Origin of the sequence: Vibrio sp. 03-59-1 (genome assembly GCF_013114135.1) — a bacterium.
GTDB lineage: Bacteria > Pseudomonadota > Gammaproteobacteria > Enterobacterales > Vibrionaceae > Vibrio > Vibrio cortegadensis.
Genome location: NZ_VTYA01000009.1, coordinates 115,777 through 139,741, shown reverse-complemented (window position 1 = coordinate 139,741; position 23,965 = coordinate 115,777). Strand labels below are relative to the sequence as shown.

The window sequence follows — 23,965 nt, the reverse complement described above, 5'->3', positions numbered from 1 at the left end:
ATCTCTCCGTTAAAGCACTGATGCAATCATTTGCATTTATTGAGAGCAATGCTAGTAAGTGGATATGACGCCAATATTTCATTTTTAAATCATTTATGTGACGGTCTACTATGTATAAAAATCAGCTTTTATTTCCAATAATCATCAGTTTAGTCATAACAGGTTGTTCGAATGCGCCGAGCCATATTATTGGAAGTCAAAATAGAGTGGTGCCATTTGAAGAACAACTGCCCGATAATCATCTTCTAATGGTTCAATTTAATAAATGGTCAGGGACGCCCTATCGGCTTGGTGGAAACAGCTTGAATGGTGTTGATTGTTCAGCTTTTGTTCAAGAGGTTTATCGTAGTGCGCTTGGTTTGGCCCTTCCAAGAACAACGGCGTTACAGAGTGAGCGTGGTAGAAGTATTGAGTACCAACAGGTTAAAACGGGAGATTTAGTATTCTTTAAGACGTCGTATAAAACACGACATGTTGGAATTTATTTAGATAACAATAGATTCATGCATGCATCAACATCAAAAGGGGTGATTATTTCAAGATTGGATAACCCGTACTGGGCTTCTGCGTTTTGGCAAATAAGACGAGTTAACGAGAGTTAAATCGAAATAACTCTCGTCTATTTTGATCAGTCGTATTTCGCTACTGCTGTATCAAATAGGTTTTTAACTAATGCAATGTATTCATCTAAGAATTCGATCTGTTGATTCGTTGCTTTCTTAGTCCAAGCACCAGCAAGTACTTCTCCAAGATCTTCAACTACCGCATCAGCTTCTTTAAGCAGTTGGAAACGTACACTTGAATGCAGTTCCGGGTTTTGTTCGAAAATAGCCATGATATTGGATGAAATCATATCAGTAACTATATCTTCAATACTCTCCTCTCCCGTATCTCCTTGCTCATTAGCAAAGACTGACAAGTTAAAGGAAAGGTGCTCAATCAGCGCTAAATATCCATCGGTTTCAACAACCACTTTTCTTCTCCGTATTGGTGCTTACAACAATTTGCTAAACGGCAACCTGTTCAAGCAACATATCTACTTTATAACATAGTGTGAAAACGTATCTAAACTAATACAATATCAAATCTAATACTAAGACATGTCGTCACATTTTCACACTAATCGGTAAGTGTTATGCTGCGTTTTTGGTTGAATGTCGTTTTTATCACCAAAAACAGGCTAATAAACACGCACCAACCATCCACTAACTGGCTGTTGTTCGGTTTCTTCCGTTCTGTTTCGAGTGGTACAAGTTTTCGTCAGCTTGTTGGATCCACTCCAAATGGTCACCTAATTTTGGATTAAATTGGCACACACCCAAACTTACTGTGAACTTGACTTCCACCCCACAAGATTTCACCACCTCTGCTTCAATTCGTTTCCTCAGCCTTTCTGCAAAGTAAAGGGCTTGATCTGCCGTGGTATCGGGTAAGACCGCAGTGAACTCTTCACCACCATATCGCCCACACATATCGGTTTTACGTGCTTGTTTCAGTAAAATAGAGGCGGTTTCTCGAATAACATCATCACCCACGGTATGCCCGTAAGTGTCATTCACTCTTTTGAAGTGATCGATATCGAAAATCACCAGCGAACAAGGTGAGTTAACCACTTGAGCATGATCAAATTGCTCTTTAAGACACTCTTCCCAAAAAGAACGATTAAATAAGCCTGTTAAGCCATCAGTACGGCTGATTTTGGCTAAGTCATGGTTCGCATCTCTAAGTTCGATCTTATTCTTTGCAATATCAGAAACATCATTGATCATCAATGCAATATGAGTCACTTCTCCAGACAATGAACGCAGAGGTGTGATGACAACATCTTGATACATGTATTCAACGCCTCTCGACACTGGTGAGAAGTTTGAAAATTTGAACAAATACGGGCGATCTTCCCAACTTGAGAATGACTTTGTCGCTAGTGCTATCGCGGCTTCAACTTTGGTGTGCATCCAACATTCAGGTAAGTCTGGACAGGCAGAAAAAAGATTCTTACCCATAATGTTTTGTGACTGAATACCACTGTATGACTGCATGAAATTATTCCAGACACACACGTTATATTGGCGGTCAATCACTACAAGGCCAGAATCAAGTGTATCCATTAGCTGCATAACCCAATGAAAATCCGTCATATCGACAGTTAAATCAGACATTACATCATCTCCATTAGTTTATAAATTTCAGCAACCGACTTATTATCAAGCAAGAAAAGCACTTCACATTGGAAATCGAGTGTTTCCGCTGAGTAGGTATATTCGATAGTAAAGATCTCTTCAGAATCTGAAATGCTGGATTGCGTTTTCTGAATATGACCCAAAACGGTAGGCTGTCTGAGAGCGACTCGTTTTGCTAATTGCTCCCCCAGGGCGACTAAATAGGAAGAAACTAATAAGTTTGCAATATTTAGTACAATTTCGTTGTAGGTTGAGTGTTCAGGCGTATAACCAAGACGAATTCCGATCTCATTAACATGCGATCCTCTTAAGCAGACCAAAGCTTCGCCGTGTAATCCACCACCAACAAAACGTTGAGACACTGCGATTGAGTTATCACGACTGATCACGTCTTCCATGGTCATTTTTAATTCGCCATAGGTTAATGGACCGACGTTAGGAATGGGTAACTGAATGAATTCACTCAGATGATCGCCAAGAACCGCAGCCCCTTGACCAAGTGCTATGTTGGTTAACTCTTTAAACTTAGTTAAAGGATCGATCGTTTCTGCTTCTTGAACGGGTTTAGGCTTGTTTGCTGTGTAGAAAACAATGCCTAGTTCATCAAAAAGTGGCTTGGCTATTTCAGCGGTAAATGGTTTGGATACGAAGTCATACGCCCCAAGATTTCGACACCTTGTCTTAGCTTCTTGTTGTACATCACCAGAAATTACGACCGTTTTAGTTTGATAGTTGCTAACGGGAAGTGAAGCAAGTACATCGAACCCATCCATTACCGGCATGGTCAAATCCAAGAACAAAATGTCTATATTTTGCTCTTTTAAAACTTGCAGTGCTTCAAGGCCATCTTTGGCAAATACTATTTGTACGTTGTCTGTCTGTGTTATGCATTTGGCGATTGACCTCCGAGCGACCGAGGAATCATCACAAATAAGAATTTTCATAAGTCATTTTTAATTTTTATACTCGTAACATACATAATACTCATACCAACATGTATTTCATACTGTTAAATTCTGTGGATGACTTCATGTAGGCGACCGATATCACACTTATTCAGTTCTCTGAGCAATTACAGCCACTTGTTGTGAAAAGTATGCAGAACTTAGCAATCATTGTTAAATTAATGACCTAAGATAGAAAGTAAATAAAGCAATGACCTAGTGAGGGTGATTATGTGGCAAGCCATTTCTCAGCAATTATCAGATACTTTATTGTTTGACTTCAATTTAGTCGAAAAAACCAAAATCTCCGGAGGGGACATTAGCGAATGCTACATGATCAGCGATGGTGAGCAGCGATATTTCGTTAAGGTCAATAGTCGTGATTTTTTTGCTAAATTCGAAGCAGAAGCAGAAAATCTACGCTTACTGCGGGAAACTTCCACCATATTCGTGCCTGAACTCGTGTTGATTGGTAAATCAAAAACAAATTCATTCATTGTCTTAAACTATCTACCAACCAAAACGTTAGACGATGCTAAAAACAGTTATGCCTTTGGCGTTAAACTAGCCAAATTGCACCAATGGGGTGAACAAAAAGAGTTTGGGTTTGATCGAGATAATTTCATAGGCGCTACACACCAACCGAATAAGTGGTGTAAAAAATGGAGTCGTTTTTTTTCAGAGCAACGAATCGGCTGGCAGTTGCAACTTCTAAAAGAGAAAGGTATCGAGTTTTGCGATATTGATGCTTTTGTAGAAAGTATTCATCAACGTTTAGCCAATCATCACCCTCGCCCATCATTGATTCATGGTGATCTATGGTATGGCAACGTCTCTAATTCAGTGTCAGGCCCTATCTGCTATGATCCGGCCTCTTACTGGGGGGATTTAGAGTGTGATATTGCGATGACTGAATTGTTTGAAGGATTTCAGCCTGATTTTTATCAGGGCTACGAAAGTGTTACCCCTTTAGACATTCATTACGCTGAGAGGAAAGACATCTATAATCTCTATCATATACTGAACCACTGTAATCAGTTTGGTGGCCATTATGTTGAACAAGCTCAGCTACTTATTACAAAAATACAATCTCAACCATAATTGTCACGTTCGCAAAAGGCGAAGCGGTTTAAATTGATAATCAGAGCTTTAGTATTTATATGAAACATAATATTTACTTTAAACTCAGGTAATTGAGAGTTTACGTCAAACCCTTAAATGTAACAGTTTCTAATATATGAGACAGAGCTAATTTTGTACTTATTTAGCGCCAATAAGTAACCAAACCATCTAAAGTGTAAGGAGTAAAGAGAACCTCAGTATATAAGGTGTAAGGGAAATTTATGCGTAACTACACAGAACGAAGAGTTCAATGCCCACACTGTGGACACTCAATTGGGATCACTCTTGATGCTTCACAAGGAAGTCAAAATTTTTACGATGATTGCCCTGCTTGTTGTCACGCGATCCATTTAAATATGACGGTGGATGAGCAGTATGATCGAGTCGATTTACTGGTCGATTCCGATGATGAGCAAGTTTTCTAAGTGCTATATACGATTCAGTAAATAAACAGACAAAGCGACTGGTTACCCGTTGCTTTGTCTGTATTTTTTGGCACTTTAGTTACTAAATGAAGCGACTAAGTGATTAGCTTCTAGATATAGCCCTGTCCTATTGATCAATTCTGGCAGCAAGTACTCGCTCTACCGTATCGACGATGGCTTGTGTTTGTGGATCAATTTCAATATTCACCTTTTCCCCCACTAAGCGTTGGCCAAAAAGAGTACGATTCAAGGTTTCAGGAATTAAATGTACACAAAATGTATTTTTTTCTACGTCCCCAATGGTTAACGAGCAGCCGTCAATACCAATATAACCTTTAGTAAGAACATATTTGCTCTGCTCATTCGGCAAGCTAAACCAAATGGTTCGATTATTTGGTGTATCGATTATTTCAGTTATCTCAGCGAGGCAATGAATATGCCCTGACATACTATGGCCACCAATTTCATCCCCAAACTTTGCCGCTCGCTCAATGTTCACCGCACTACCCACGCTAAGTTCGCCAAGGTTGGTTAACTTTAACGTAGCTTGCATTAAATCAAACGACACTCGTCCTCCATCAAGCTTGGTAACGGTCAAACAGCACCCGTTATGAGCAACTGAAGCGCCGATTGAAAGTTCTTCTCTCATTTCACCAGATAGCTCAATAGTGTGGGTTTGGAAGTTCTCTTTCTTATCTATTGCAACAATCGTTGCCATACCTTGAACAATACCTGTAAACATTTGCTGATTCCGACAATTTTTAATGGTGCTTATTGTGACATTTCTTTATCATTCACCACAATATATCTGTACATATTATTAGCATTTAAGGATTATCCTGAACCCCAATAATATGTCGAACATTTACCTATACTGAACACAGGGCTAGAACGTAACAAAGCCATGCTTGTTTTGGAGAATTTCGTGCATCGTTATAAAAAAGAAGCGGTTAATTTAGTTAAATTATCAACGCCTGTTCTTGTTGCTTCTGTTGCTCAGACAGGAATGGGGTTCGTTGACACTATAATGGCGGGTGGCGTCAGTGCTATTGATATGGCTGCCGTTGCTATTGCGGCAAGTATTTGGCTACCGTCTATCCTATTTGGTGTTGGTTTGTTGATGGCACTTGTTCCTGTCGTTGCTCAGTTGAATGGTTCAGGTAAGCAAGAGAGAATTCCATTTGAGATTCAGCAAGGGTTTACGCTTGCCGTCATCATCTCCTTACCCATTCTTGCCGTGCTATTTCAAACGCAGTGGATTTTAGGATTGATGGACATTGAAACCGCTATGGCCGATAAAACTATCGGTTATATGGATGCTGTAATGTACGCCGTTCCTGCCTTTTTGTTTTTCCAAACATTGAGAAGTTTCACCGACGGTATGGCTTTAACAAAACCAGCCATGGTGATTGGTTTTATCGGTTTACTATTAAATATCCCACTCAATTGGATGTTCGTTTACGGTAAGTTAGGCGCACCTGCATTAGGAGGTATCGGTTGTGGCGTGGCGACCGCAATTGTCTACTGGGTGATGTTTGCTTTGATGCTTCTCTATGTAATCAGCGCTAAGAGACTCCAACATGTAGGATTGTTTAGTCAATTTCATAAACCTGAATTAAAAGCTCAAATTCGACTCTTCAAGCTTGGTTTCCCTGTGGCGGCTTCTATATTTTTTGAAGTAACACTATTTGCGGTTGTCGCTCTATTAGTTGCGCCTTTAGGCCCGACAATTGTGGCTGCGCACCAAGTTGCCATTAACTTCTCATCACTTGTTTTTATGCTCCCGATGAGTATTGGTGCGGCTGTTAGTATTCGTGTGGGACACAAGCTAGGCGAAGAGAGCATTGAAGGGGCAAGAATTGCGTCACATGTTGGGATAATCGTTGGCTTAGTAACGGCCTTTGGCACTGCCATTTTAACCACGTTGTTCCGTGAACAAGTTTCACTGTTATACACCGATAATCGCGAAGTTATTGAACTGGCTATGGAGCTATTGCTATTTGCTGCGGTGTACCAATGTACAGACGCCGTTCAAGTTATTGCAGCAGGTGCTTTGCGTGGTTATAAAGACATGCAAGCCATCTTCAATCGTACCTTTATTGCCTATTGGTTAATTGGATTACCAATTGGTTGTATTTTGGGGTTAACCGATTGGATTGTTGAGCCTATGGGTGCTCATGGTTTTTGGATTGGTTTTATTCTTGGCCTATCTTCTGCTGCTGTTATGCTTGGGATCAGATTACATTGGATGCACAGCCAAGAAGATTCAGTTCAACTGAAATTTGCTTCCCAGTAAAGAACTAAATTGGAAGTCGATCGTATGGTTGGCTTCCGCTTAGCTCTTAGCTCTTAGCTCTTAGCTCTTAGCAAAATGTTACCTATCGATTTGGACGCTCACGTAAATACCTTGCAAATTTTGGTACGCCATTTTGGGTGTATCCGTTGTAACGATACGTAACAGTTGAGCCTAACGTTGGTGGCAATAGCCTCATCTCATCAGTAAAACCACTCCCGATATAAAACTCTACTCCTTCACCCGTTCTAACTAAAATAGAGCCCATTTTACCTTTATACTTACCCGTCCCTGATTTATAGCCAATCACCAAGGCTTCAGCATCTTGATGCTTTTTTAGTTTGAGCAAATCATTACTTCGTCCTGCCTGGTATCGACTGGTCACCTTCCTCAGCATTAAGCCTTCGCCTAGTTTCTCGCTTACGCTATTCAATTGGCTAAAGAGCTCTTTCTCTGTTTTTATCGGTGTGTGTTCAACATATTTAACGTGTTGTACGTCTAACTGGCTTACCCAAGCCAAGATATTATAATAGCGTTTTTGATAGTCACCGGCTGAATCTGGCATATCAAATAGCATCAAATCGATTTTCTTCCATGCTGCATAATTCGGAATATCGTCTAACACAGTCTGCTGTACTAGATGGAAATTGCCTCTTCCTGCCCACAGTTCACCTTCGAAACGTATTGGAGGCAACTTTTCAATAAACCAATCAGGGGCATAAATAGGATTTCCATTTTGTGTCACCAGCATTTTTCCTGTCCATAAGGCTCGTATCCCATCCAACTTTTCACTTTTCCAATATTCAGACACATCAATGTCCTGCTGGTAATGACTCGCTTTTACGACTTGAGGTATCCGCTCATCTATTGATTCAGATTTAGAGGGAAATGCTGTTGCTAGCGCAATAGTGACCAAGTTAAGCCTTAATAAAACCGCAGTTCTTTTTTTCAATGTACTCATCCAACGTTTTTTATATATGTGATTTATAAAAAACCAATATGACGTTACAAGCAAACTACCCCTTGTGGCATGCGAGTAAGGCAACAGTTCATGCTGATATTCCATTTGTCAGTTACATGAAATTTGGACTCATGCACAAATAACTGTTGATTTCACCGTGTCAATTTTCGCCATTCACGCACTTAAATTGTTCAATCATTCGTCTGTCAAATTGAGAAAAACTCGATTCTTAAATTGAGAAAAGGACACAAGAAATTTTTATCTATCTGATTTAGTTGAATATATTTCTTGGCACAGATTCTGCTCTTATCTATGCATACCCAAACAGGAGATATCATCATGGAACTACGTAAAATTGAAGCTAACGACACAATACTGACTCTTTCAATCTGCGGCGATATGGATGCTTCAGGAAGTCGAGATGCACAACCACATATCGATGATGTCATCGCACACGACAGCCACCCAGAAATTGAAATTGATTTCAGCCAAGTTAATTTTCTCGATTCGTCAGGTGTTGGTGCGATTGTTTATCTCTATAAACGTCTTGTCGAACGTGAACGAAACATGCGCATTGAAAATGTTCAGGGGCAGCCACTAGAGATCATGAATCTTTTACGTATAGGACATGCCATCCCAGTAAACTCTCGTAGTAATAACGCTTAATCGAACCAGCAATTATTCCAATAAAAACAATAACTAATTGCTCAGAATAATTGAAGAATGACAAGGGACGTTGGCATGAAAAACTTATATATGACTTACATAGCAACAGCTGTATTATCATTTTACTTAACAGGCTGTACCAGCTACCCGGAAAGCGGTACTGGTGGGCTTGCAGAGAGTTACACTAACGCGGACTTCTCGCCAGTAATGCCCGATGAACCTTTAGGACCAGAGCATGGGTTAAGGTTTGATTGGAAACTGGCCAAACTGCATTTGGATGCTCTAATTCAAGAAGGAGCAAAATGGTGTTTCCCTGCTGCTGTTGTTCAAGCCATTGAGAAACAAAACCGTATAGCACGAGAGCTTCAAGGTGGTTTATTGCTGGATGCAGCGAATGATCTTGTCATTCAAAGAAAGCGACTGAGACAATTAGAGCAACAATTAGACTATGTCACATCCCAAACTCGCTGCGCCCCACCTAAAAATGAAGCGCAATTTCAAATTCAATTATCTGTTGTTTCGCACTTATTTGATTTGCTCAATGTCGACAATCAATTTGCTTTCGACTCTATTGAGATTAACCCGAAATACATGGGTAAGCTTGCTGAAGCCGCAAACATTCTTAAACAACATAACGCGCTCACATTACAAGTAACTGGCCATGCCGACGCCTCTGGGAGTGAAGAACATAATCAAACTCTGGCACTTGGTCGAGCTAAGCAGGTCAAACGTTACTTAACCATTTTTGGTCTAAACCCACAAAGAATTACAACTAACTCATTAGGATCTAGCTTACCTCTATTTGAAGGTGATACGCCAGGGGTGATGTTAACTAATCGACGAGTCAGCATAGAAATTTTATCGAATGATAAAAACAGCCAATCAACGCAAAGTGAGCTAGCCGCTTACCAAGGAGTTCGTTATGAAATGGACTAGCCTACTACTCACAACGCTTGTATTTATATTTACAGGTGCTTCACTCTCTTCTCATAGTCATGCGGCAGAAGACGTCGTTCAGGTAGGTGACCTGATTCAAGTTAACCTACCAGGTGAAGAGACGCTAAACAAAGGATTTCAAGTAAATAAGCGTGGAAGAATAACGCTGCCTGAGATTGGTCCTATTTTTGTCGCTGGCTATGACGAGGCCCAACTAGAGCAAACGGTGAAGTCCGCACTAAAGAGTGTTTTCCGTGACCTAACAAACGCAAAAGTGTTCATTAAAAAGCGTCAGATGCTTATTTCAATTCAAGGTTATGTAAAGAAGCCGGGTGAATATACTTTACCTGAAGGTGCCAGCATCCAAATGGCAATTTACGCTGCGGACGGCCTTCGTTCAGGTGCCCAACTTAATAAAATGCAGCTAAAACGTGGTGCTCAAAAACAAGATTTTGATTATAAGAACTTCTTAGATACGGGTAATGAAGATCTGTTACCTGCTCTAAAATCCCTTGATACTTTATTTGTTCCAGCCTCTCCACTTGTGGGTAACATTGAGCAAGAGTTCGACGCTTCAAAACTTGCAAATTCAGGTGACAGTTCAGATGCGAAGTTAGCAATAAAAGTTTTTGGTGAAGTTAATGCGCCGGGGTCATTTTCATACACAAAAGATGCCGATCTTGTGGATATTCTGATGCGTTCTGGTGGTGTTACTCGTTACGCAGGCGTCGAACAGATTCGAGTGATCAGCAACAACGCACCAACTCTATTTAATTTAAAGCGTTATCTCGATTCTGGCGACTCAAGTTTACTCCCTACACTTCTTCCCGGTTCGACTATTTTCGTTCCAATGCAAGAAGAAGAGATTAAATCAGGGGCGAATACCGTATACGTCATGGGTGAAGTTGCTCAACCAGGTGCTTTTGAAGGGAAAAAAGGCGCAACATTTATGGATATTCTCGCTAACGCAGGTGGACCTACTCGATTTGCAGAGTCTCGCCAAATTCGAATTTTAAAGGCTAACGGTAAAGTCATTAAGTTTGATTTAGCGGCATACACTGAAGGCTTAAACGGAATCAAGCCACCAGCGATTCAATCAGGTGATGCCATTTTCGTTCCTGAAAAAACAGATATGAATGAAAAATCGTGGTTAAAGATTGCACCGAATAGAGCGGTTAATGTCATTGGTGAGGTTGTACGCCCCGGCCGTATTGAATGGTCTGATGAAATGGACTTGATGGATTTACTGGCTCATGTAGGTGGCCCGACTCTTCGAGCTGACACCACAAAAATTGAAGTGGTATCCGGCGGAAGACAGATGCAAGTCTTTGATTTAGATAGCTACATAATAAACGGCGCTCAACGAAGTGATCTTCCTGTCATCAGAGCGGGTGCGATTGTACGTGTACACGACCTTCCTCAAGATCCATCAGACAATAAATCTCAATGGGTCCGCCAAAGCTCAGATTCGTCTATTTATGTCTTTGGCCAAGTTAACGCTCCAGGCCGGTACCGTTTTACCAATCAAATGCACTTTTTAGATATCTTATCTGCTGCTGATGGACCAACTAAAGATGCCGACATTCATAATATTCGCGTGACTCATAGAGATAAAACTTACTCTCAAGTTAGTAAATTGAACTTATCTCTTTATTTTGAAACGGGTGATGAATCTCTACTTCCACAAGTTAAAACTGGGGACACCATCTATATTCCAGAAAAAGACCGTAACTGGTTAGATCGTTCTAAAGAATCAACAGTGCGGATCTTAGGGGCGGTTAATGATCCCGGTCGTTATGTATTCGATGACAACATGACAATTCTGGATATTTTAGCTGAAGCTGGTGGCCCAAGTGATTCGGCATACTTAGAGAAAATCAGCGTGGTGAATATGTCGTGCTGTGAAGGACAATCAAGAACATTCGACCTCATTAAATTCAGCAAAACAGGGAATATTTATCAACTACCTGTATTACGAGCTGGCGACACAATTTACATTCCGGATCGTAGCGAAAGTTACATCGAACAAGCTCGTTCAGGTTTACGTGATGTATTACAAATTGCCACCACAATCGTATTAATAGGAGCACTCTAATGGCTATATCTGCTACTCATGCTGAGATTGAACAGCTCTATTTATCAGCTGAACTCGAAAAATGCCGCTCTATTTGCATAACAGCCTGTCATTCAGGTGACGGCGTAACATCAGTAGCAGCGGCATTAACAGAGCGCTACCTACTTGCCGGACACAAAACCTTACTTGTCGATCTCAATTTATTTAACCCCGCTTTCTTGGATCTTGAGTTAAGTTCCACACAGGATGGAGAACATTGGCTAGAATATAGTGAGACTCATCAATTATTTGTAGGCTTACCCGCGCCAAAAGAGACGTCGACTCAACTTGCGTACAAAGATCCAATTACATTACAGAGAAAAGTGGCACAGTGGCTCAACGAATATGAGCGTATTGTTATTGATACTTCCCCACTACTACAGGTAAATAAGGGGAATATCCCGGCTCAAAGTGTTGCGAGTGCATGTGATTGTACTCTACTGGTTATGCTTACAGGTGTGACATCAGCGCATCACCTAACAAAAGCGAAATCACTGCTCTCCGCGAGTTCAATTAACTTATTCGGGTGTGTTATGAACATGCAGCAACATCCATCGCTGGCTCAAGAGATAGTAAGACAACTCAATAAATTTAAGCTGATTCCCAAGTCATTAAGAGCGAAATTAGAATCGGTAATCTATAACAATGATTTTTTAAATTTACCACTTTAATGAGGCTGCTATGAAAAAACTGCTCTGTATGATGTTTGCACTTTCACCTATGTTAACCTTTGCTGAGCAGTACACGTTCAGTATTGTGCCGCAACAATCTGCGAGTCGACTTGCTAAGCAATGGACTCCTATTATGAATGAACTAAGTAAGCGGACAGGCCATGATTTTGTTTTTACTACAGCCGCTGATATTCCTACTTTTGAGCAACGGTTAAGCGAAGGGTTATATGACTTCTCGTACATGAATCCCTACCACTTCGTTACCTTTAATCAAGCGCCTGGTTATCAAGCCATTGCAAAAGCTCAGAATAAACAAATCAAGGGGATACTCGTTGTACGTAAAGACAGTGGCATTACAGACTTAAAACAATTGCAAGATGAAACACTTGCCTTCCCTGCTCCGGCCGCATTTGCCGCAACTATACTGACTCAAGCCGATCTTGCCGCTCAAAATATTAACGCGACCCCTCAATACGTCTCTTCCCATGATTCTGTTTATCTTTCCGTCGCAAGAGGTTTTTACCCCGCAGGCGGTGGGGTAATGCGAACATTCAAAGCGATGAACAGTGAAATCAGAGAGCAATTAACCCCAATTTGGGTCACCAAAGGTTACACACCCCATGCCATTGCCTCTCACCCTAGAGTGCCTCTATCTGTTACAAAACAAGTTCAGGAGATTTTCGCGGATTTAGCGAAAACAGATTCAGGTTCTAAGTTATTAACACCACTGAAAATTATTGGATTTGAAGCCGCAGTGAACGACGACTGGGATGACGTCCGAGAACTTCATATCAACAATCTAATGAGTGATAAAAAGTAACTCAAAAATAGACAAGGTTCATTAGACAAAAGGTTTGACTATGACATTTCGAGCTATGACTTTTCGAGCGAAAACAGTAATCGGCATTGCACTAATAGAGATTGTATTATTGATGATCTTAGTGATTAGCTCGATGTCATTTCTTGCTGATTCAAACGAAAAACAGTTAATACAACGGGCAGATGCAACTAAAATCATGTTTGCAAAAGCCACTCAAGATGCTGTCTTATCCATGGATCTCGCCACACTGGACGACTTAACGAACGAGATCGTTGTTCTAGAAGATGTTCTGTATGTGAAAGTAATACGTAACAATAAAGTCCTAGCGTGCAGTGGAGACAAATCTCTATTAGATCGAACGCCGACCTTTGATAAGGGGTTAGATACTATTGATGACGGCATTTTTGATACACGCGTTAATATAGAAGTCGACGGCACGGTTTACGGTCACATCGATATGGGATTTGGAACCTCAAGCATTGATAACCTTTTGGCCAGTGCCCAAAAATCGATCGTTGCTATCGCCTCTCTTGAAGTCTTTCTTGTGGCTGTTTTCTCATTGGTTTTAGGCACGTATTTAACTCGAAATCTCACAAAACTCACCGAAGCCGCGCATAACGTTGCAGAGAATGGCCCCGGTTATCAAATTAAAATGGAGCAGAAGGATGAATTAGCTGAAGTCGCCAATGCCTTCGATAAGATGTCGCGTAGCCTTCAAGAAAATTACGGTGAATTAAAACTCGCGCGAAGTGAAGCCGAACAAGCCAGTGAATCTAAAAGTCGTTTCTTAGCTTCAATGTCACACGAGATTCGTACCCCAATGAATGGCGTTCTTGGTTTGTTATCTCTCCTTGAGGAAACCAAACTAGATAAAGAACAGATGAAACTCTTACATACTGCAACTGAATCAGGCGAGTTGCTACTTTCGATTATTAATGACATTCTCGACTTCTCAAGAATGGATGCTAATACCTTGATTCTGGAGCATAAACCTTTCATTCTTAACACTTGCATGATCGACATCGTGGATAGTTTTAATGCTCTTGCGAACAAGAAAAATATCGCGTTAGTCTGTTCGGTTGATAATACTAAACCCATTAGTGTTATCGGAGACGTCAACCGTTTCCGCCAAGTTGTGCTTAACTTACTTGGAAACGCATTTAAATTTACTTCCGAGGGATTGATCTCCGTTCAATTGCAAACCGAAGTCCAAGATCATAACAAAATTCAAGTGACCTGCTCGGTGACGGACACAGGAATTGGCATAGAAACTAATGCCCTCGATTACCTTTTTGATGAATTTACAATGGTTGACCAAAGTTACTCTCGAAGTCGTGACGGTTCCGGTTTGGGGCTTGCCATATCACAACGTCTAGCTGAGATGATGGATGGTGGTATTACGGCCAAAAGCACATTAAATCAAGGTAGCACTTTTACGTTCACCTCTTACCTAAAACTGTCAGATGAAGAGGAAAAGTCAGATAAAACCAGTAAAACGTCCCCCGTTCTTTCGGAAGCAATACGCAAATGTAAGATTCTAGTTGCAGAAGATAACAAAGCGAATCAACTCGTTATTCAAAATATGTTTCTTCACGTAGGAATGGATATCGATATCGCTGAAAATGGGAATCAAGCGGTGGAAATGGTCCTTAATGGCACCTATGATTTTGTATTCATGGATATCTCTATGCCCGAAAAAGATGGGATTGAGGCATGTAGCGATATACGAAATTTAGAGTCTTCGCTGAAATCATCGGTCCCAATTGTGGCACTGACCGCTCATGCTCTTTCTGGAGACAAAGAAAAATTTATGAAAGCTGGCATGGATGACTACCTTTCGAAGCCAGTTAGAATGTTCCAACTCATCGAAATGCTAAACCGCTATTTAGATCCGGAGCGATTGTCTATTGATGAAACGGGGATGGGTTCAAGCGGTAATGATAATAACGAAGTCGCAATGATGCCAAACCAGCAACAGAGAGCAACCTCAGCAATGACTCAAGAACAAGGGAATTTAACCGACATGGACACAAGCAATATGGACACAACTAACGAAGTTGCACTGCAATCTAACATTAACCTTCACTCACCTGAAGACTCTGTCGCGTCGGAAGGTTTGGATTCCGAACTGATAAACCAATACGTTGATGAATCGATTTTGATTCAAATGATTGAAGATACAAGCGCAGAAGTCATTCCTCTTTTGATTGAACACTATGTCGAAGAGTGTCATGTCCGTTTAGAAAAGATATATGCGGCGATGGATGCTCAAGATATAGACTCACTCGAATTTGAAACACATACATTAGGCAGCTCTTCACTGGCACTTGGCAACCGTAAGTTGTCCACTTTAGCTCGTGCAATAGAAAAACAGTGCCTACAAAATAACTCAGAAGAAGCATTCAAATTATGTGCTGGAATAGAAGAGCTTGCTAATGCTTCAATTAAAGCGCTTAAATTACGAAGTGCTCTCGGCTTTGAAAGCCATGCTTGAAAACCATTCGAGTTCAAATATTTAATTCAATCAGATTCATAGTTATGAAAGGCTGTGCTATTAATTTGTTTATAGCGATTTTTTAATCGTATGATTTTAAAAGGAGTATGCATGCGCCCTAAAGTATTACTAGTTGAAGATTCGACCTCGCTGGCCGTGCTATATAAACAATATGTGAAAGATGAACCTTACGATATCTTTCATGTTGAAACCGGACGCGAAGCAAAAGACTTTATACAACGCAACACTCCACAATTGGTCATTCTTGATTTAAAACTTCCCGATATGTCTGGAGAAGATGTCCTAGAGTGGATTTCAAGCAACGAAATACCGACTGCTGTGATTATTGCCACAGCGCATGGTTCTGTCGATATTGCCGTCAGCCTGATTCAAAAAGGGGCGGAAGACTTCCTTGAGAAACCGATTAAAGCAGATCGACTTAAAACCTCTGTTCAACTTCATCTTAAGCGCGCTAAATTAGAGCACTTAGTTGATGATATGCAGAACAAATTTGACCGTTCTCGCTTTCATGGATTTATCGGGTCATGTTTACCAATGCAAGCAGTGTATAAAACCATTGATTCTGTTGCACCAACAACCGCCAGTGTTTTCATTAATGGAGAGAGTGGAACGGGTAAAGAGGTTTGTGCTGAAGCCATCCACAAAGAGAGTAACCGCAAAGATAAATCATTTATTGCGATTAACTGCGGCGCGATTCCTCGTGATCTCATGGAAAGTGAAATATTTGGCCATGTGAAAGGCGCATTTACTGGAGCCACCACCGATCGCAAAGGTGCGGCGATGCTTGCTCATGGTGGAACACTGTTTCTAGATGAGCTCTGCGAAATGGAACTGGAAATGCAGAAGAAGTTACTGCGTTTCTTACAAACTGGCACCTTTACCCCACTAGGTGGCAGCAAAGAGATAAAAGTTGATGTGCGTATAATATGTGCAACCAACCGAAATCCCTTATTGGAAGTTCAAGAAGGTCGGTTCCGCGAAGATCTCTATTATCGAGTTCATGTCGTGCCCATTGAGATGCCCGCACTTCGTGAGCGAGGCTCTGATATTGCGACTCTAGCGAAGCACTTTTTGAAAGTCTATGCTAAGCAAGACGGTAAGAAATTTATCGGAATTAACCGTGATGCAGAAACGATTCTAAAACGCTACACTTGGCCTGGGAATGTTCGTCAACTGCAAAATATTATTCGAAACATTGTCGTTCTTAATGATGAAACTCACGTTTCTGTTGAACATCTACCGCCTCCAATTAATAGCAAAGATACCACCACTAAGCCAATGGGGCTCTCGGCGGCGACCAAAATTCAGCAACCTGTTGAAGTACAGCCTACTTTTGTCCCTCAAATTTCTGAGCAGACGAATACAATTTCTGGACAGTCTGGCGATCTCGATGCTCAATCCATTTTAAGTGACAGCATCACAAATAGTCAGCCAGTGAGTGCCGCCGATTCGTCTATGATTAACTCGGTCTTAACTAAACCGAATGGAGACATAAGACCAATGTGGCAAATCGAGCGCGAAGCGATTCAGCATGCGATTGATTTTTGCGACGGTAACGTCCTAAATGCAGCAGTACTATTAGAGTTAAGTCCTTCTACCGTATATCGGAAGAAACAGGCTTGGGAATCCGAAAGTGAATGCGATCAAGCCTAGATTAGGCGAGATATGGTTGTTAATCGATAGCCTAACTTTTGGTGGGATAGAAACGCACGTGCTTGAGCTCGCAATCGGGCTTAAGCATTTTGGATTGCATTCAAAAAGTAAAATCCCCTCTGTCCGAGTGGTATTACTGACAGAGTATCCTGAAGAATCTGCGATCATCCAGAAATTGAATGTTGAAGGTATTCCCTACTCTTATCTTCACCAGTTAGTTGATACGGAAAATAGATCCACGCAACGATTTCATCAATTATTGAATCAACCGCTGCATCAACTTCATCTCGCCAATCGTATTCATCAACCGACACTCATTCATGCTCACGGGTATAAAGCGAGTATCTTAAGCAAATTAACTAAATTACTCTCATGGGCGCAGCCTATCACTCAATTGTCAACTTTTCATGCCGGAGAAACCCCTGCAGGAAAGGTCAAATTGTATGACATGTGTGATCGCTATTCCGCTAGTGTCTCAAATAGCAACCTTGCGGTCAGTCAGTTGATACAAACGAAATTGCCCGTTAAAGCTTCGGTTCTTAACAATTTCGTCAACACAGGTAATGTGACGCGTAGTAACGGACAGCAACTGGCTTTTGTTGGGAGACTAAGCCATGAAAAAGCCCCAGACCGAATCTTAGATTTAGCCAAACACTTTCCAGAACTTGTTTTTGATATTTATGGCAGCGGTCCACTTGACTCTGATTTGAGTGCAAACAAAACCTCAAATGTTAAGTTTCACGGACATCAAAATGATATGTCACTCGTTTGGCAGAATATTGGGCTGCTTATCATTCCTTCACGATTTGAAGGTTTGCCAATGGCAGCATTAGAAGCGATGTCACGTGGTATACCAGTACTAGCGATGAATGTTGGAAATCTAAGCCAACTTATTCAACATAATGAAAATGGCTTTATCGCGAATAACGCCGATCAACTGTTTGAACATCTCCAAGCTTGGCTCTCTTCTTCTGAAGGTGAAAAAAATGCCATGACTCAAAATGCGATTAACACGGTGAATAAGCACTACTCTAGTGAAGCTGTGATCCCTCAGTTTCTGAATGTGTATCAAATCCTTCCGACAAAATCTGAAAGTTCTAGTTGCTAATTGTCTGAACAAAAGCGCTTTTATATTCATACAATAGGCTCATCTCAAACTGAGAATATGTTTCTCAATATGAGAATTACGTATATAAACTATTAACCAACCATAACCACATCCTTTAAAATCAGATAGTTAATTAACAGTTAAGTTTGGCATCACCTTTGCAATCGTATACCTATCGTCATTACGTTAGGTATATCAAAATGAAAAATAAAAAAAACATCCTATTTGTTCATTATGGTGATAACTGGATCCGAGGCAGCGAGATGTGCCTCATCCGTCTATTCAAACATTTAGACCGAGATCTGTTTGTCCCACATCTTTGGACCAACAGCCAAGCGCTTCACACACATGTGAGTGAGCGTGACATATTTAGCCAACATAGTGAGTTCTCATTACTCGCTGGTTGGAGTCGCCCACGCTGTGATGTCAATGGTTGGTACCATCTGGTACAGCAAGGCTTGAACCTGATTCGTCGCAATAACATTGACCTAATTCATGTCAACAGTGGTGCGCCTTGTCAGTGGATGTGTTTGGTTGCCAAGCTTTGCAATATCCCGCTAATCACCCAACTCCACAGCGACTACCAACTACGAGATCGAATGTCGCTGGGATTACACTTATCACCGAATATCATTTGTGTCAGTAAAGCGATCAGTCTTAACCTCATTAACGAAGGTTACCCGCAAAATCGGGTCTCTATTATTCATAATGGTATCGAAGCGGATATATCAAAAAGTGCCCCGCTGAATGTAAAAGCCAAACTCAATTTAAAAGAGAGTGATTTTGTTTTAGCGACAGTCGGTTCACTCATTGAACGAAAAGGCGTTGATAGACTGATTTCCGCTGTGAAACTGCTTGAGCACCACTACCCTAATTTGCATTTAGTGGTGATTGGTGACGGCGAACTGCGAGATGAACTGGCTCAGCAAGTTGCCAAGTTGCATTTGATGAGTCGTATACATTTTGTAGGAGAACAGACCAACGTAGCGAATTGGTTAAGTGGTGGTGTTGACGCTTTTATTAGTGGCGCGAGATCGGAAGCTTTCGGATTGGTTCTTGGCGAAGCCGCGCTGGCTGGTTTGCCAATTATTGCCCCGAGCACCGGGGGTATCCCAGAATTTATCACTCACAATGACACGGGCATTTTGTACGAAAATAGTGGCGTTGCTCCCATTGTTCATGCCATTGAAAAACTCATTGACGATAAACCTCTTCAAAAAATGCTAGGAGCAAATGCATTTAATTATGTCAGTACTCAATTGACTATTGAGCGTAACACCCAAGCCATTCAATCATTGTATTCAGCCAAGATCGCTCAAGCTACAGTCCCTAAAATTTCGCTACTCGATGGCTTAAAACCACTTAAAAGTATGATCAATTATGTACCGTCGATAGGAGGTCATCATGGATAACACAGCGAAAGTCGGTGCTGAATATGGACACAGTTTAGTCTTTGACCCAATAGGTTTTTCTGGAGGTTCAAAAGTGGCGACAAGTGAAGCTTTAGCGCTATGTAACGCGAAAAATAGTCAGTTCACTATTCTGACGGCAAGCCCTAAATGTTGGTCAAACAGCTCCTTGGCACGAAGGCATGATGTAACAATAGTAAAATTGCACATTCCATACTCACTCGCAAAGGCATCATGCGGCGGTCTATTTTGGGTAAAACAGCTTTATCTATTAATGTACATCTGCTTAACCCTGTTGAGTATTAAGGTGTCCGCTTCCAACTCTATTTCTAAACTGGTTGGTTGCTCTGGCCCTGGAATCGATATGAGCCTGTACCTGTGCCGAACCCTAGTCGCAATTAACATTATTCAATTTATTCACGGACCAGTCGCGTCTTCTCGCTCCATTGGGTTCTGCCTGACGCGCTGTGATGCTCTATTTTATCTACCCAGTACCAAACAATCTCTTATTGACGCTCTCTCCTGTTATCTTTCAATTAAGAATGGCGATCATTACTCAACGACGTTAGCAGAATTTGTACTGCATTCCCCACACGCTCACACTTTTGTGAATGGTATTTCCCAGACCTGTTGGCCAACAAAAAGCCAAACCGATCATGCCTCTCTATTTTGGGCTGCATCACTTCTTAAATGGAAGGGCTTAGATCTATTGCTCAATGCACTAAAGACTAACACTCTTAATTCCTCGCCAAATGATGCGACAACCTGCCTTCACACCACGGTTTGCTATATTCGCCCTCAAGGGATCAATCTCAATATCACGCAAGCTCCTATCGCTATTCAAAATGTTCAGTGGCACGAACAGCCAGATAATTTGGATCAACTACGATCTCAAAACAGTATTTTCGTTTCTACTAGCATCAATGAGCCGTTTGGTTTATCCATTTTAGAAGCCCTTGCCGCAGGAATGTGTGTCGTTATCCCCAAAGATGGCGCGTACTGGGATACCCAGTTAACTCATGGTCTGAACTGCATGAAATACACGCCTCAAGACCCAAAGAGCTTACAAACCATATTGCACACACTCGCCATTACCCCATTATGGCGTTCGAATATTCAATCTCGAGCTTATATTTTGGCAAAAGAGTACCAAGCTGAGACCTGTTACCTACCTATCGCCCGTTTCATTGATACCGATAAATTTACCTCTGAGATGACACTCTCTGTCTGTTCAGAGCGTTGTTCACGCACAGGGACATCGCTATGAAATTAAAATCGGCCATGGGCGATATGCTGACTTACGCAGTTGGGATATTCCTAATTAAAGGTATTTCATTGTTGATGCTTCCTGTGATGGCTCAATACCTTGAACCTGCACAACTTGGAAAACTGGAACTGCTTGCTACAGTAAGTGCGTTCCTAGGTATGTTTATCAGTGTTGCATTGCATGAAGCTCTGTATCGGTTTGCAGGAGAGAAAGCCTCCCATGAGGAGCAAAAACGCATCGCGAGCCAACTGCTTAGCTTAACGCTCACTATTTCGTTTTTAATGATAGCCGCTTTGATTGGCTTTATTCTATTCATCGATGATCTTGATGGCTGGATCTCCCCTTTATCATCAAGCGAGTTATTCGTGGTTATTGCCTCTCTCTCTTTAGAAGGCGCAATTGGTGTGGCCATGGCTTGGATTCGAATGCAAAACAAAGCCCGTCACTTTCTATTAATTAGTATTGCAACCACAACGCTACAAGTCAGTTTGATTCTAGGGGTGCTGTTCACGGGCCCAAGTGTTGTCCGAATATTACTCGCGAGTACAGTGGCTCATTTTGTTCAATTTCTCTTAATTCAGGGAACTCAACGTCTCAACTTTTCCCTTCCCAAATTACAATATTCATCTCGTTACCTAAATTACTGTTTCCCACTCATGCTATCAGGCTTGCTCGCTTTTGGACTAAATGGTGCAGAACGTTGGTTGATCTTATACGCCACCAATTTAGAGCAACTTGGGTTGTATGCCATTGCAGCAAAATTTACCTTAGCCATGTGTATTTTGGTCCAGCCATTCGGAATGTGGTGGATGCCCAAACGCTTTCATGTCATCGAACAACAAGGGCCAAAGCAAGCCGCTATTTATACGCAATATGGCATTGTTCTTATCGCCGCTCTAGCCGTATGTATCGCTTTTTTCGGTCAAGCTTTTATTATTATCGCCTTACCGGAGAGCTACTTATTTGCTGGAAAAATTCTCGTTGCGACACTTAGTATTGCCGTATTCAAAGAGCTTACTGAGCTGTTCAATATTGGAATACTTGCTGAAAAAAACACCCAGACTCTGTTGAGAATCAACATGCTTTGTACATTTGTTGGTCTGTCTCTGGCGTACACACTTAACTCATTTGGAATTTGGGGTATCTTAATGGCGGTATTTTTGGTTCAGGTTAGTCGCATGGTCATTGTAACCGTTGTCAGTCAACGTCTTCGCCAACTTCCTTATGATTTCAAATCGATGCTCATCCTTTTAGTGGTATGCATACTCCTGTTTTTTATTGCAAGCTACGCTCTTACTGTTTTAGCGCTAATACTAATGAGCGTTCTTGCGCCAATGATCGTTATCTTTTGTGCGCTTAAACTCAAACTTGTTACCCTGCCGAGTCGAGTGGTTAACTCTGCTTTTAGGTCTGAATTGTTTTCAAAATTGCATTCGCTAAGGAAAGCATAATGACATCATACCCATCACGACTTAGCTCATTCATTCTTGTCAGCCTAATCTGCGCCTTGATTGGTTTGGTGTGGATGCTTGTTCCTAACCCTGCGGTTGCTCTAGTTCTGGCTCTGCTTCCGCTTGGTGCTCTGTTTGTGATTAGCCAGACCTTCTGGCTCGTCACTCTATTTGTGGTGTTTTCATTCTTTCGTATTCACGAAGTGATCCCTGCTCTGTATTCTTTGAAAATCCCCCTATTGCTCTCTTTAGGAGCGTTATCGGCTCTTATTTGGCATACCTTAATCAGCCGAGAACTTAAAGTGTATTGGCATCCATCACTCACTTGGTTAGCGATTTTTTGGGGGCTTGTTATCGTGGGTATTGCGTTCGCTTCAAATCGTGGCATTGCCATCACCACATTTAAGAATACCTATTGGAAAATTATTGTCATGACATTAGCCATAATTTGGTTGATGAACAATATCGACAATCTCGCTCGGGTATCGGTATTAATCGTGATGGCAGGATTATTGGTGGGAACGGTCGCGCTGTCTAATTCAGTAAATGGCATTGGTTTGGTTGAAGGTTCACGAGTCACTATTGGCCGCGATATCGGTTCTGTTCTTGGCGATCCTAACGATTTAGCGCTAGTACTTATGTTTCCACTCGCCTTTGCGGCAGGGTTAGCGACAACACCCAGAGTCCATTGGCTAATTCGCTTATGCAGCATTGTCACGATTGTTATTTTAATGATGGCTGTCATCGCGACACAAAGCCGTGGAGGACTGCTTGGTTCATTAGCGGTATTCGGTATTTTTGCTATAAAGCTGATACGTTCAAAAGTTGCGTTATTCAGTATTGGAGCCATCGCGGCATTGGTTCTATACAGCGTCGCAGGGATATCTGATAGAGCATCTGGAGGTGCAGCAGAAGCAGGAATTGACGCATCCGCAATGGGAAGACTGTATGCATGGGAAGCGGCGTTCAAAATGTCACTCGACAATCCATTTACTGGCGTCGGCTTGAACAATTTTTACTCTAATTATTTCTTTTATAGTCCACATTGGGATGGATTAAATCACGCAGTACACAGCACTTGGTTTGGTGTATTGGCTGAAACGGGGATGCTTGGTTTAGTCGTGTTTATCGGATTTATCACCTCTTTGATTCTCACCGCGAGAAAGACGCTTATGCAGATAGCCATAAAACCAAAAACTCATAACTGTTATTTAATTGCGATGGCAAATTCAGTATATGCCGGACTGATCGGAACCATTGTCTCTGCAACTTTCCTTACTCAAGGCTTCACTTGGCCCATTTATATTCTCGCTGCGCTGACTATTGCGGTATCTCACCTCACTCAAAATGCCTGTCAAATTGAGAATAATACCGCCACCTAAATATCTTCATGACTATCCAATTGAATTTATTGACTAAATTAATTGGCAC

Annotated in this window: 21 protein-coding genes; 16 read left to right on the top strand and 5 right to left on the bottom strand. The window is 41.4% G+C overall.

Annotated elements, in window-relative coordinates; translation table 11 throughout:
* Positions 1 to 110 precede the first annotated feature (110 nt).
* On the top strand, positions 111 to 602 hold the full coding sequence (locus tag F0249_RS11240) for a C40 family peptidase (protein ID WP_136994659.1): 492 nt from the start codon (positions 111 to 113) through the stop codon (positions 600 to 602).
* Positions 603 to 628: 26 nt separating this feature from the next.
* Here the strand turns inward: F0249_RS11240 and F0249_RS11235 are convergent, their stop codons facing one another.
* The 3 genes from F0249_RS11235 to F0249_RS11225 form a co-directional block, all read right to left on the bottom strand.
* Positions 629 to 973: a DUF3802 family protein gene (locus F0249_RS11235; RefSeq protein WP_113795559.1), complete on the bottom strand. Its 345-nt coding sequence runs from the start codon at positions 971 to 973 to the stop codon at positions 629 to 631.
* A gap of 232 nt (positions 974 to 1,205) precedes the next feature.
* Positions 1,206 to 2,159, bottom strand: a complete 954-nt coding sequence (locus tag F0249_RS11230; RefSeq protein WP_017051580.1) for a diguanylate cyclase — start codon at positions 2,157 to 2,159, stop codon at positions 1,206 to 1,208.
* A complete protein-coding gene (locus F0249_RS11225) occupies positions 2,159 to 3,124 on the bottom strand; it encodes a response regulator (protein WP_029203247.1) in 966 nt (321 codons plus the stop codon). Before F0249_RS11225 ends, F0249_RS11230 begins: the two co-directional genes overlap by 1 nt.
* 231 nt (positions 3,125 to 3,355) lie before the next feature.
* Between F0249_RS11225 and F0249_RS11220 the strand changes: the two genes are divergently transcribed.
* Positions 3,356 to 4,225 (top strand): fructosamine kinase family protein, encoded by an 870-nt coding sequence (locus F0249_RS11220; protein WP_171756727.1) that lies wholly within the window; start codon positions 3,356 to 3,358, stop codon positions 4,223 to 4,225.
* 242 nt (positions 4,226 to 4,467) lie between these two features.
* Positions 4,468 to 4,671: a CPXCG motif-containing cysteine-rich protein gene (locus F0249_RS11215; RefSeq protein ID WP_017051583.1), complete on the top strand. Its 204-nt coding sequence runs from the start codon at positions 4,468 to 4,470 to the stop codon at positions 4,669 to 4,671.
* A 127-nt stretch (positions 4,672 to 4,798) separates the two neighbouring features.
* Here F0249_RS11215 and F0249_RS11210 read toward each other — a convergent pair whose 3' ends face one another.
* On the bottom strand, positions 4,799 to 5,413 hold the full coding sequence (locus F0249_RS11210) for a riboflavin synthase (RefSeq protein ID WP_017051584.1): 615 nt from the start codon (positions 5,411 to 5,413) through the stop codon (positions 4,799 to 4,801).
* A gap of 183 nt (positions 5,414 to 5,596) precedes the next feature.
* Between F0249_RS11210 and F0249_RS11205 the strand changes: the two genes are divergently transcribed.
* The gene (locus F0249_RS11205) at positions 5,597 to 6,967 is read left to right on the top strand and encodes an MATE family efflux transporter (protein WP_017051585.1); all 1,371 of its coding nucleotides are present in this window, start codon (positions 5,597 to 5,599) and stop codon (positions 6,965 to 6,967) included.
* A gap of 82 nt (positions 6,968 to 7,049) precedes the next feature.
* On the opposite strand, the gene F0249_RS11200 is transcribed toward F0249_RS11205, so the two are convergent.
* Positions 7,050 to 7,925: a DNA ligase gene (locus tag F0249_RS11200; RefSeq protein WP_171756726.1), complete on the bottom strand. Its 876-nt coding sequence runs from the start codon at positions 7,923 to 7,925 to the stop codon at positions 7,050 to 7,052.
* A gap of 339 nt (positions 7,926 to 8,264) precedes the next feature.
* On the opposite strand from F0249_RS11200, the gene F0249_RS11195 reads away from it, so the two are divergent.
* The 12 genes from F0249_RS11195 to F0249_RS11140 all read left to right on the top strand — a co-directional run bounded on the left by F0249_RS11195 (position 8,265) and on the right by F0249_RS11140 (position 23,916).
* On the top strand, positions 8,265 to 8,591 hold the full coding sequence (locus F0249_RS11195) for an STAS domain-containing protein (RefSeq protein WP_017051587.1): 327 nt from the start codon (positions 8,265 to 8,267) through the stop codon (positions 8,589 to 8,591).
* 75 nt (positions 8,592 to 8,666) lie between these two features.
* Complete coding sequence (locus tag F0249_RS11190; RefSeq protein ID WP_171756725.1) at positions 8,667 to 9,527, top strand: OmpA family protein; 861 nt, start codon at positions 8,667 to 8,669, stop codon at positions 9,525 to 9,527.
* The gene (locus F0249_RS11185; RefSeq protein ID WP_171756724.1) at positions 9,514 to 11,622 is read left to right on the top strand and encodes an SLBB domain-containing protein; all 2,109 of its coding nucleotides are present in this window, start codon (positions 9,514 to 9,516) and stop codon (positions 11,620 to 11,622) included. Before F0249_RS11190 ends, F0249_RS11185 begins: the two co-directional genes overlap by 14 nt.
* Positions 11,622 to 12,311: a CpsD/CapB family tyrosine-protein kinase gene (locus tag F0249_RS11180; RefSeq protein ID WP_136994651.1), complete on the top strand. Its 690-nt coding sequence runs from the start codon at positions 11,622 to 11,624 to the stop codon at positions 12,309 to 12,311. Before F0249_RS11185 ends, F0249_RS11180 begins: the two co-directional genes overlap by 1 nt.
* A 10-nt stretch (positions 12,312 to 12,321) precedes the next feature.
* Positions 12,322 to 13,131, top strand: coding sequence for a phosphate/phosphite/phosphonate ABC transporter substrate-binding protein (locus F0249_RS11175; protein ID WP_017051591.1), 810 nt, complete (start codon positions 12,322 to 12,324; stop codon positions 13,129 to 13,131).
* A gap of 40 nt (positions 13,132 to 13,171) precedes the next feature.
* On the top strand, positions 13,172 to 15,625 hold the full coding sequence (locus F0249_RS11170; protein WP_253825310.1) for a response regulator: 2,454 nt from the start codon (positions 13,172 to 13,174) through the stop codon (positions 15,623 to 15,625).
* A gap of 111 nt (positions 15,626 to 15,736) precedes the next feature.
* On the top strand, positions 15,737 to 17,299 hold the full coding sequence (locus F0249_RS11165; protein WP_171756723.1) for a sigma-54 dependent transcriptional regulator: 1,563 nt from the start codon (positions 15,737 to 15,739) through the stop codon (positions 17,297 to 17,299).
* Positions 17,280 to 18,407 (top strand): glycosyltransferase family 4 protein, encoded by a 1,128-nt coding sequence (locus tag F0249_RS11160; RefSeq protein ID WP_171756722.1) that lies wholly within the window; start codon positions 17,280 to 17,282, stop codon positions 18,405 to 18,407. The genes F0249_RS11165 and F0249_RS11160 overlap by 20 nt, the downstream gene beginning before the upstream one ends.
* Before the next feature lie 200 nt (positions 18,408 to 18,607).
* Positions 18,608 to 19,819, top strand: coding sequence for a glycosyltransferase family 4 protein (locus F0249_RS11155; protein ID WP_171756721.1), 1,212 nt, complete (start codon positions 18,608 to 18,610; stop codon positions 19,817 to 19,819).
* Positions 19,812 to 21,083, top strand: coding sequence for a glycosyltransferase (locus F0249_RS11150; protein ID WP_171756720.1), 1,272 nt, complete (start codon positions 19,812 to 19,814; stop codon positions 21,081 to 21,083). The genes F0249_RS11155 and F0249_RS11150 overlap by 8 nt, the downstream gene beginning before the upstream one ends.
* Positions 21,080 to 22,534, top strand: coding sequence for a lipopolysaccharide biosynthesis protein (locus tag F0249_RS11145; RefSeq protein ID WP_171756719.1), 1,455 nt, complete (start codon positions 21,080 to 21,082; stop codon positions 22,532 to 22,534). Before F0249_RS11150 ends, F0249_RS11145 begins: the two co-directional genes overlap by 4 nt.
* Positions 22,534 to 23,916 carry an O-antigen ligase gene (locus F0249_RS11140; protein WP_171756718.1) on the top strand — a complete coding sequence of 461 codons (1,383 nt, stop codon included), beginning with the start codon at positions 22,534 to 22,536 and terminating at the stop codon, positions 23,914 to 23,916. The genes F0249_RS11145 and F0249_RS11140 overlap by 1 nt, the downstream gene beginning before the upstream one ends.
* Positions 23,917 to 23,965 lie beyond the last annotated feature (49 nt).

What these genes read in the sequence shown, in the direction of transcription:
- F0249_RS11155 (WP_171756721.1), top strand. Translation starts at nt 18,608, where the DNA reads ATGAAAAATAAAAAAAACATCCTATTTGTTCATTATGGTGATAACTGG.
- F0249_RS11190 (WP_171756725.1), top strand. Translation starts at nt 8,667, where the DNA reads ATGAAAAACTTATATATGACTTACATAGCAACAGCTGTATTATCATTT.
- F0249_RS11165 (WP_171756723.1), top strand. Translation starts at nt 15,737, where the DNA reads ATGCGCCCTAAAGTATTACTAGTTGAAGATTCGACCTCGCTGGCCGTG.
- F0249_RS11150 (WP_171756720.1), top strand. Translation starts at nt 19,812, where the DNA reads ATGGATAACACAGCGAAAGTCGGTGCTGAATATGGACACAGTTTAGTC.
- F0249_RS11195 (WP_017051587.1), top strand. Translation starts at nt 8,265, where the DNA reads ATGGAACTACGTAAAATTGAAGCTAACGACACAATACTGACTCTTTCA.
- F0249_RS11145 (WP_171756719.1), top strand. Translation starts at nt 21,080, where the DNA reads ATGAAATTAAAATCGGCCATGGGCGATATGCTGACTTACGCAGTTGGG.
- F0249_RS11180 (WP_136994651.1), top strand. Translation starts at nt 11,622, where the DNA reads ATGGCTATATCTGCTACTCATGCTGAGATTGAACAGCTCTATTTATCA.
- F0249_RS11140 (WP_171756718.1), top strand. Translation starts at nt 22,534, where the DNA reads ATGACATCATACCCATCACGACTTAGCTCATTCATTCTTGTCAGCCTA.
- F0249_RS11175 (WP_017051591.1), top strand. Translation starts at nt 12,322, where the DNA reads ATGAAAAAACTGCTCTGTATGATGTTTGCACTTTCACCTATGTTAACC.
- F0249_RS11210 (WP_017051584.1), bottom strand. Translation starts at nt 5,413, where the DNA reads ATGTTTACAGGTATTGTTCAAGGTATGGCAACGATTGTTGCAATAGAT.
- F0249_RS11220 (WP_171756727.1), top strand. Translation starts at nt 3,356, where the DNA reads ATGTGGCAAGCCATTTCTCAGCAATTATCAGATACTTTATTGTTTGAC.
- F0249_RS11200 (WP_171756726.1), bottom strand. Translation starts at nt 7,925, where the DNA reads ATGAGTACATTGAAAAAAAGAACTGCGGTTTTATTAAGGCTTAACTTG.
- F0249_RS11185 (WP_171756724.1), top strand. Translation starts at nt 9,514, where the DNA reads ATGAAATGGACTAGCCTACTACTCACAACGCTTGTATTTATATTTACA.
- F0249_RS11170 (WP_253825310.1), top strand. Translation starts at nt 13,172, where the DNA reads ATGACATTTCGAGCTATGACTTTTCGAGCGAAAACAGTAATCGGCATT.
- F0249_RS11225 (WP_029203247.1), bottom strand. Translation starts at nt 3,124, where the DNA reads ATGAAAATTCTTATTTGTGATGATTCCTCGGTCGCTCGGAGGTCAATC.
- F0249_RS11230 (WP_017051580.1), bottom strand. Translation starts at nt 2,159, where the DNA reads ATGTCTGATTTAACTGTCGATATGACGGATTTTCATTGGGTTATGCAG.
- F0249_RS11215 (WP_017051583.1), top strand. Translation starts at nt 4,468, where the DNA reads ATGCGTAACTACACAGAACGAAGAGTTCAATGCCCACACTGTGGACAC.
- F0249_RS11240 (WP_136994659.1), top strand. Translation starts at nt 111, where the DNA reads ATGTATAAAAATCAGCTTTTATTTCCAATAATCATCAGTTTAGTCATA.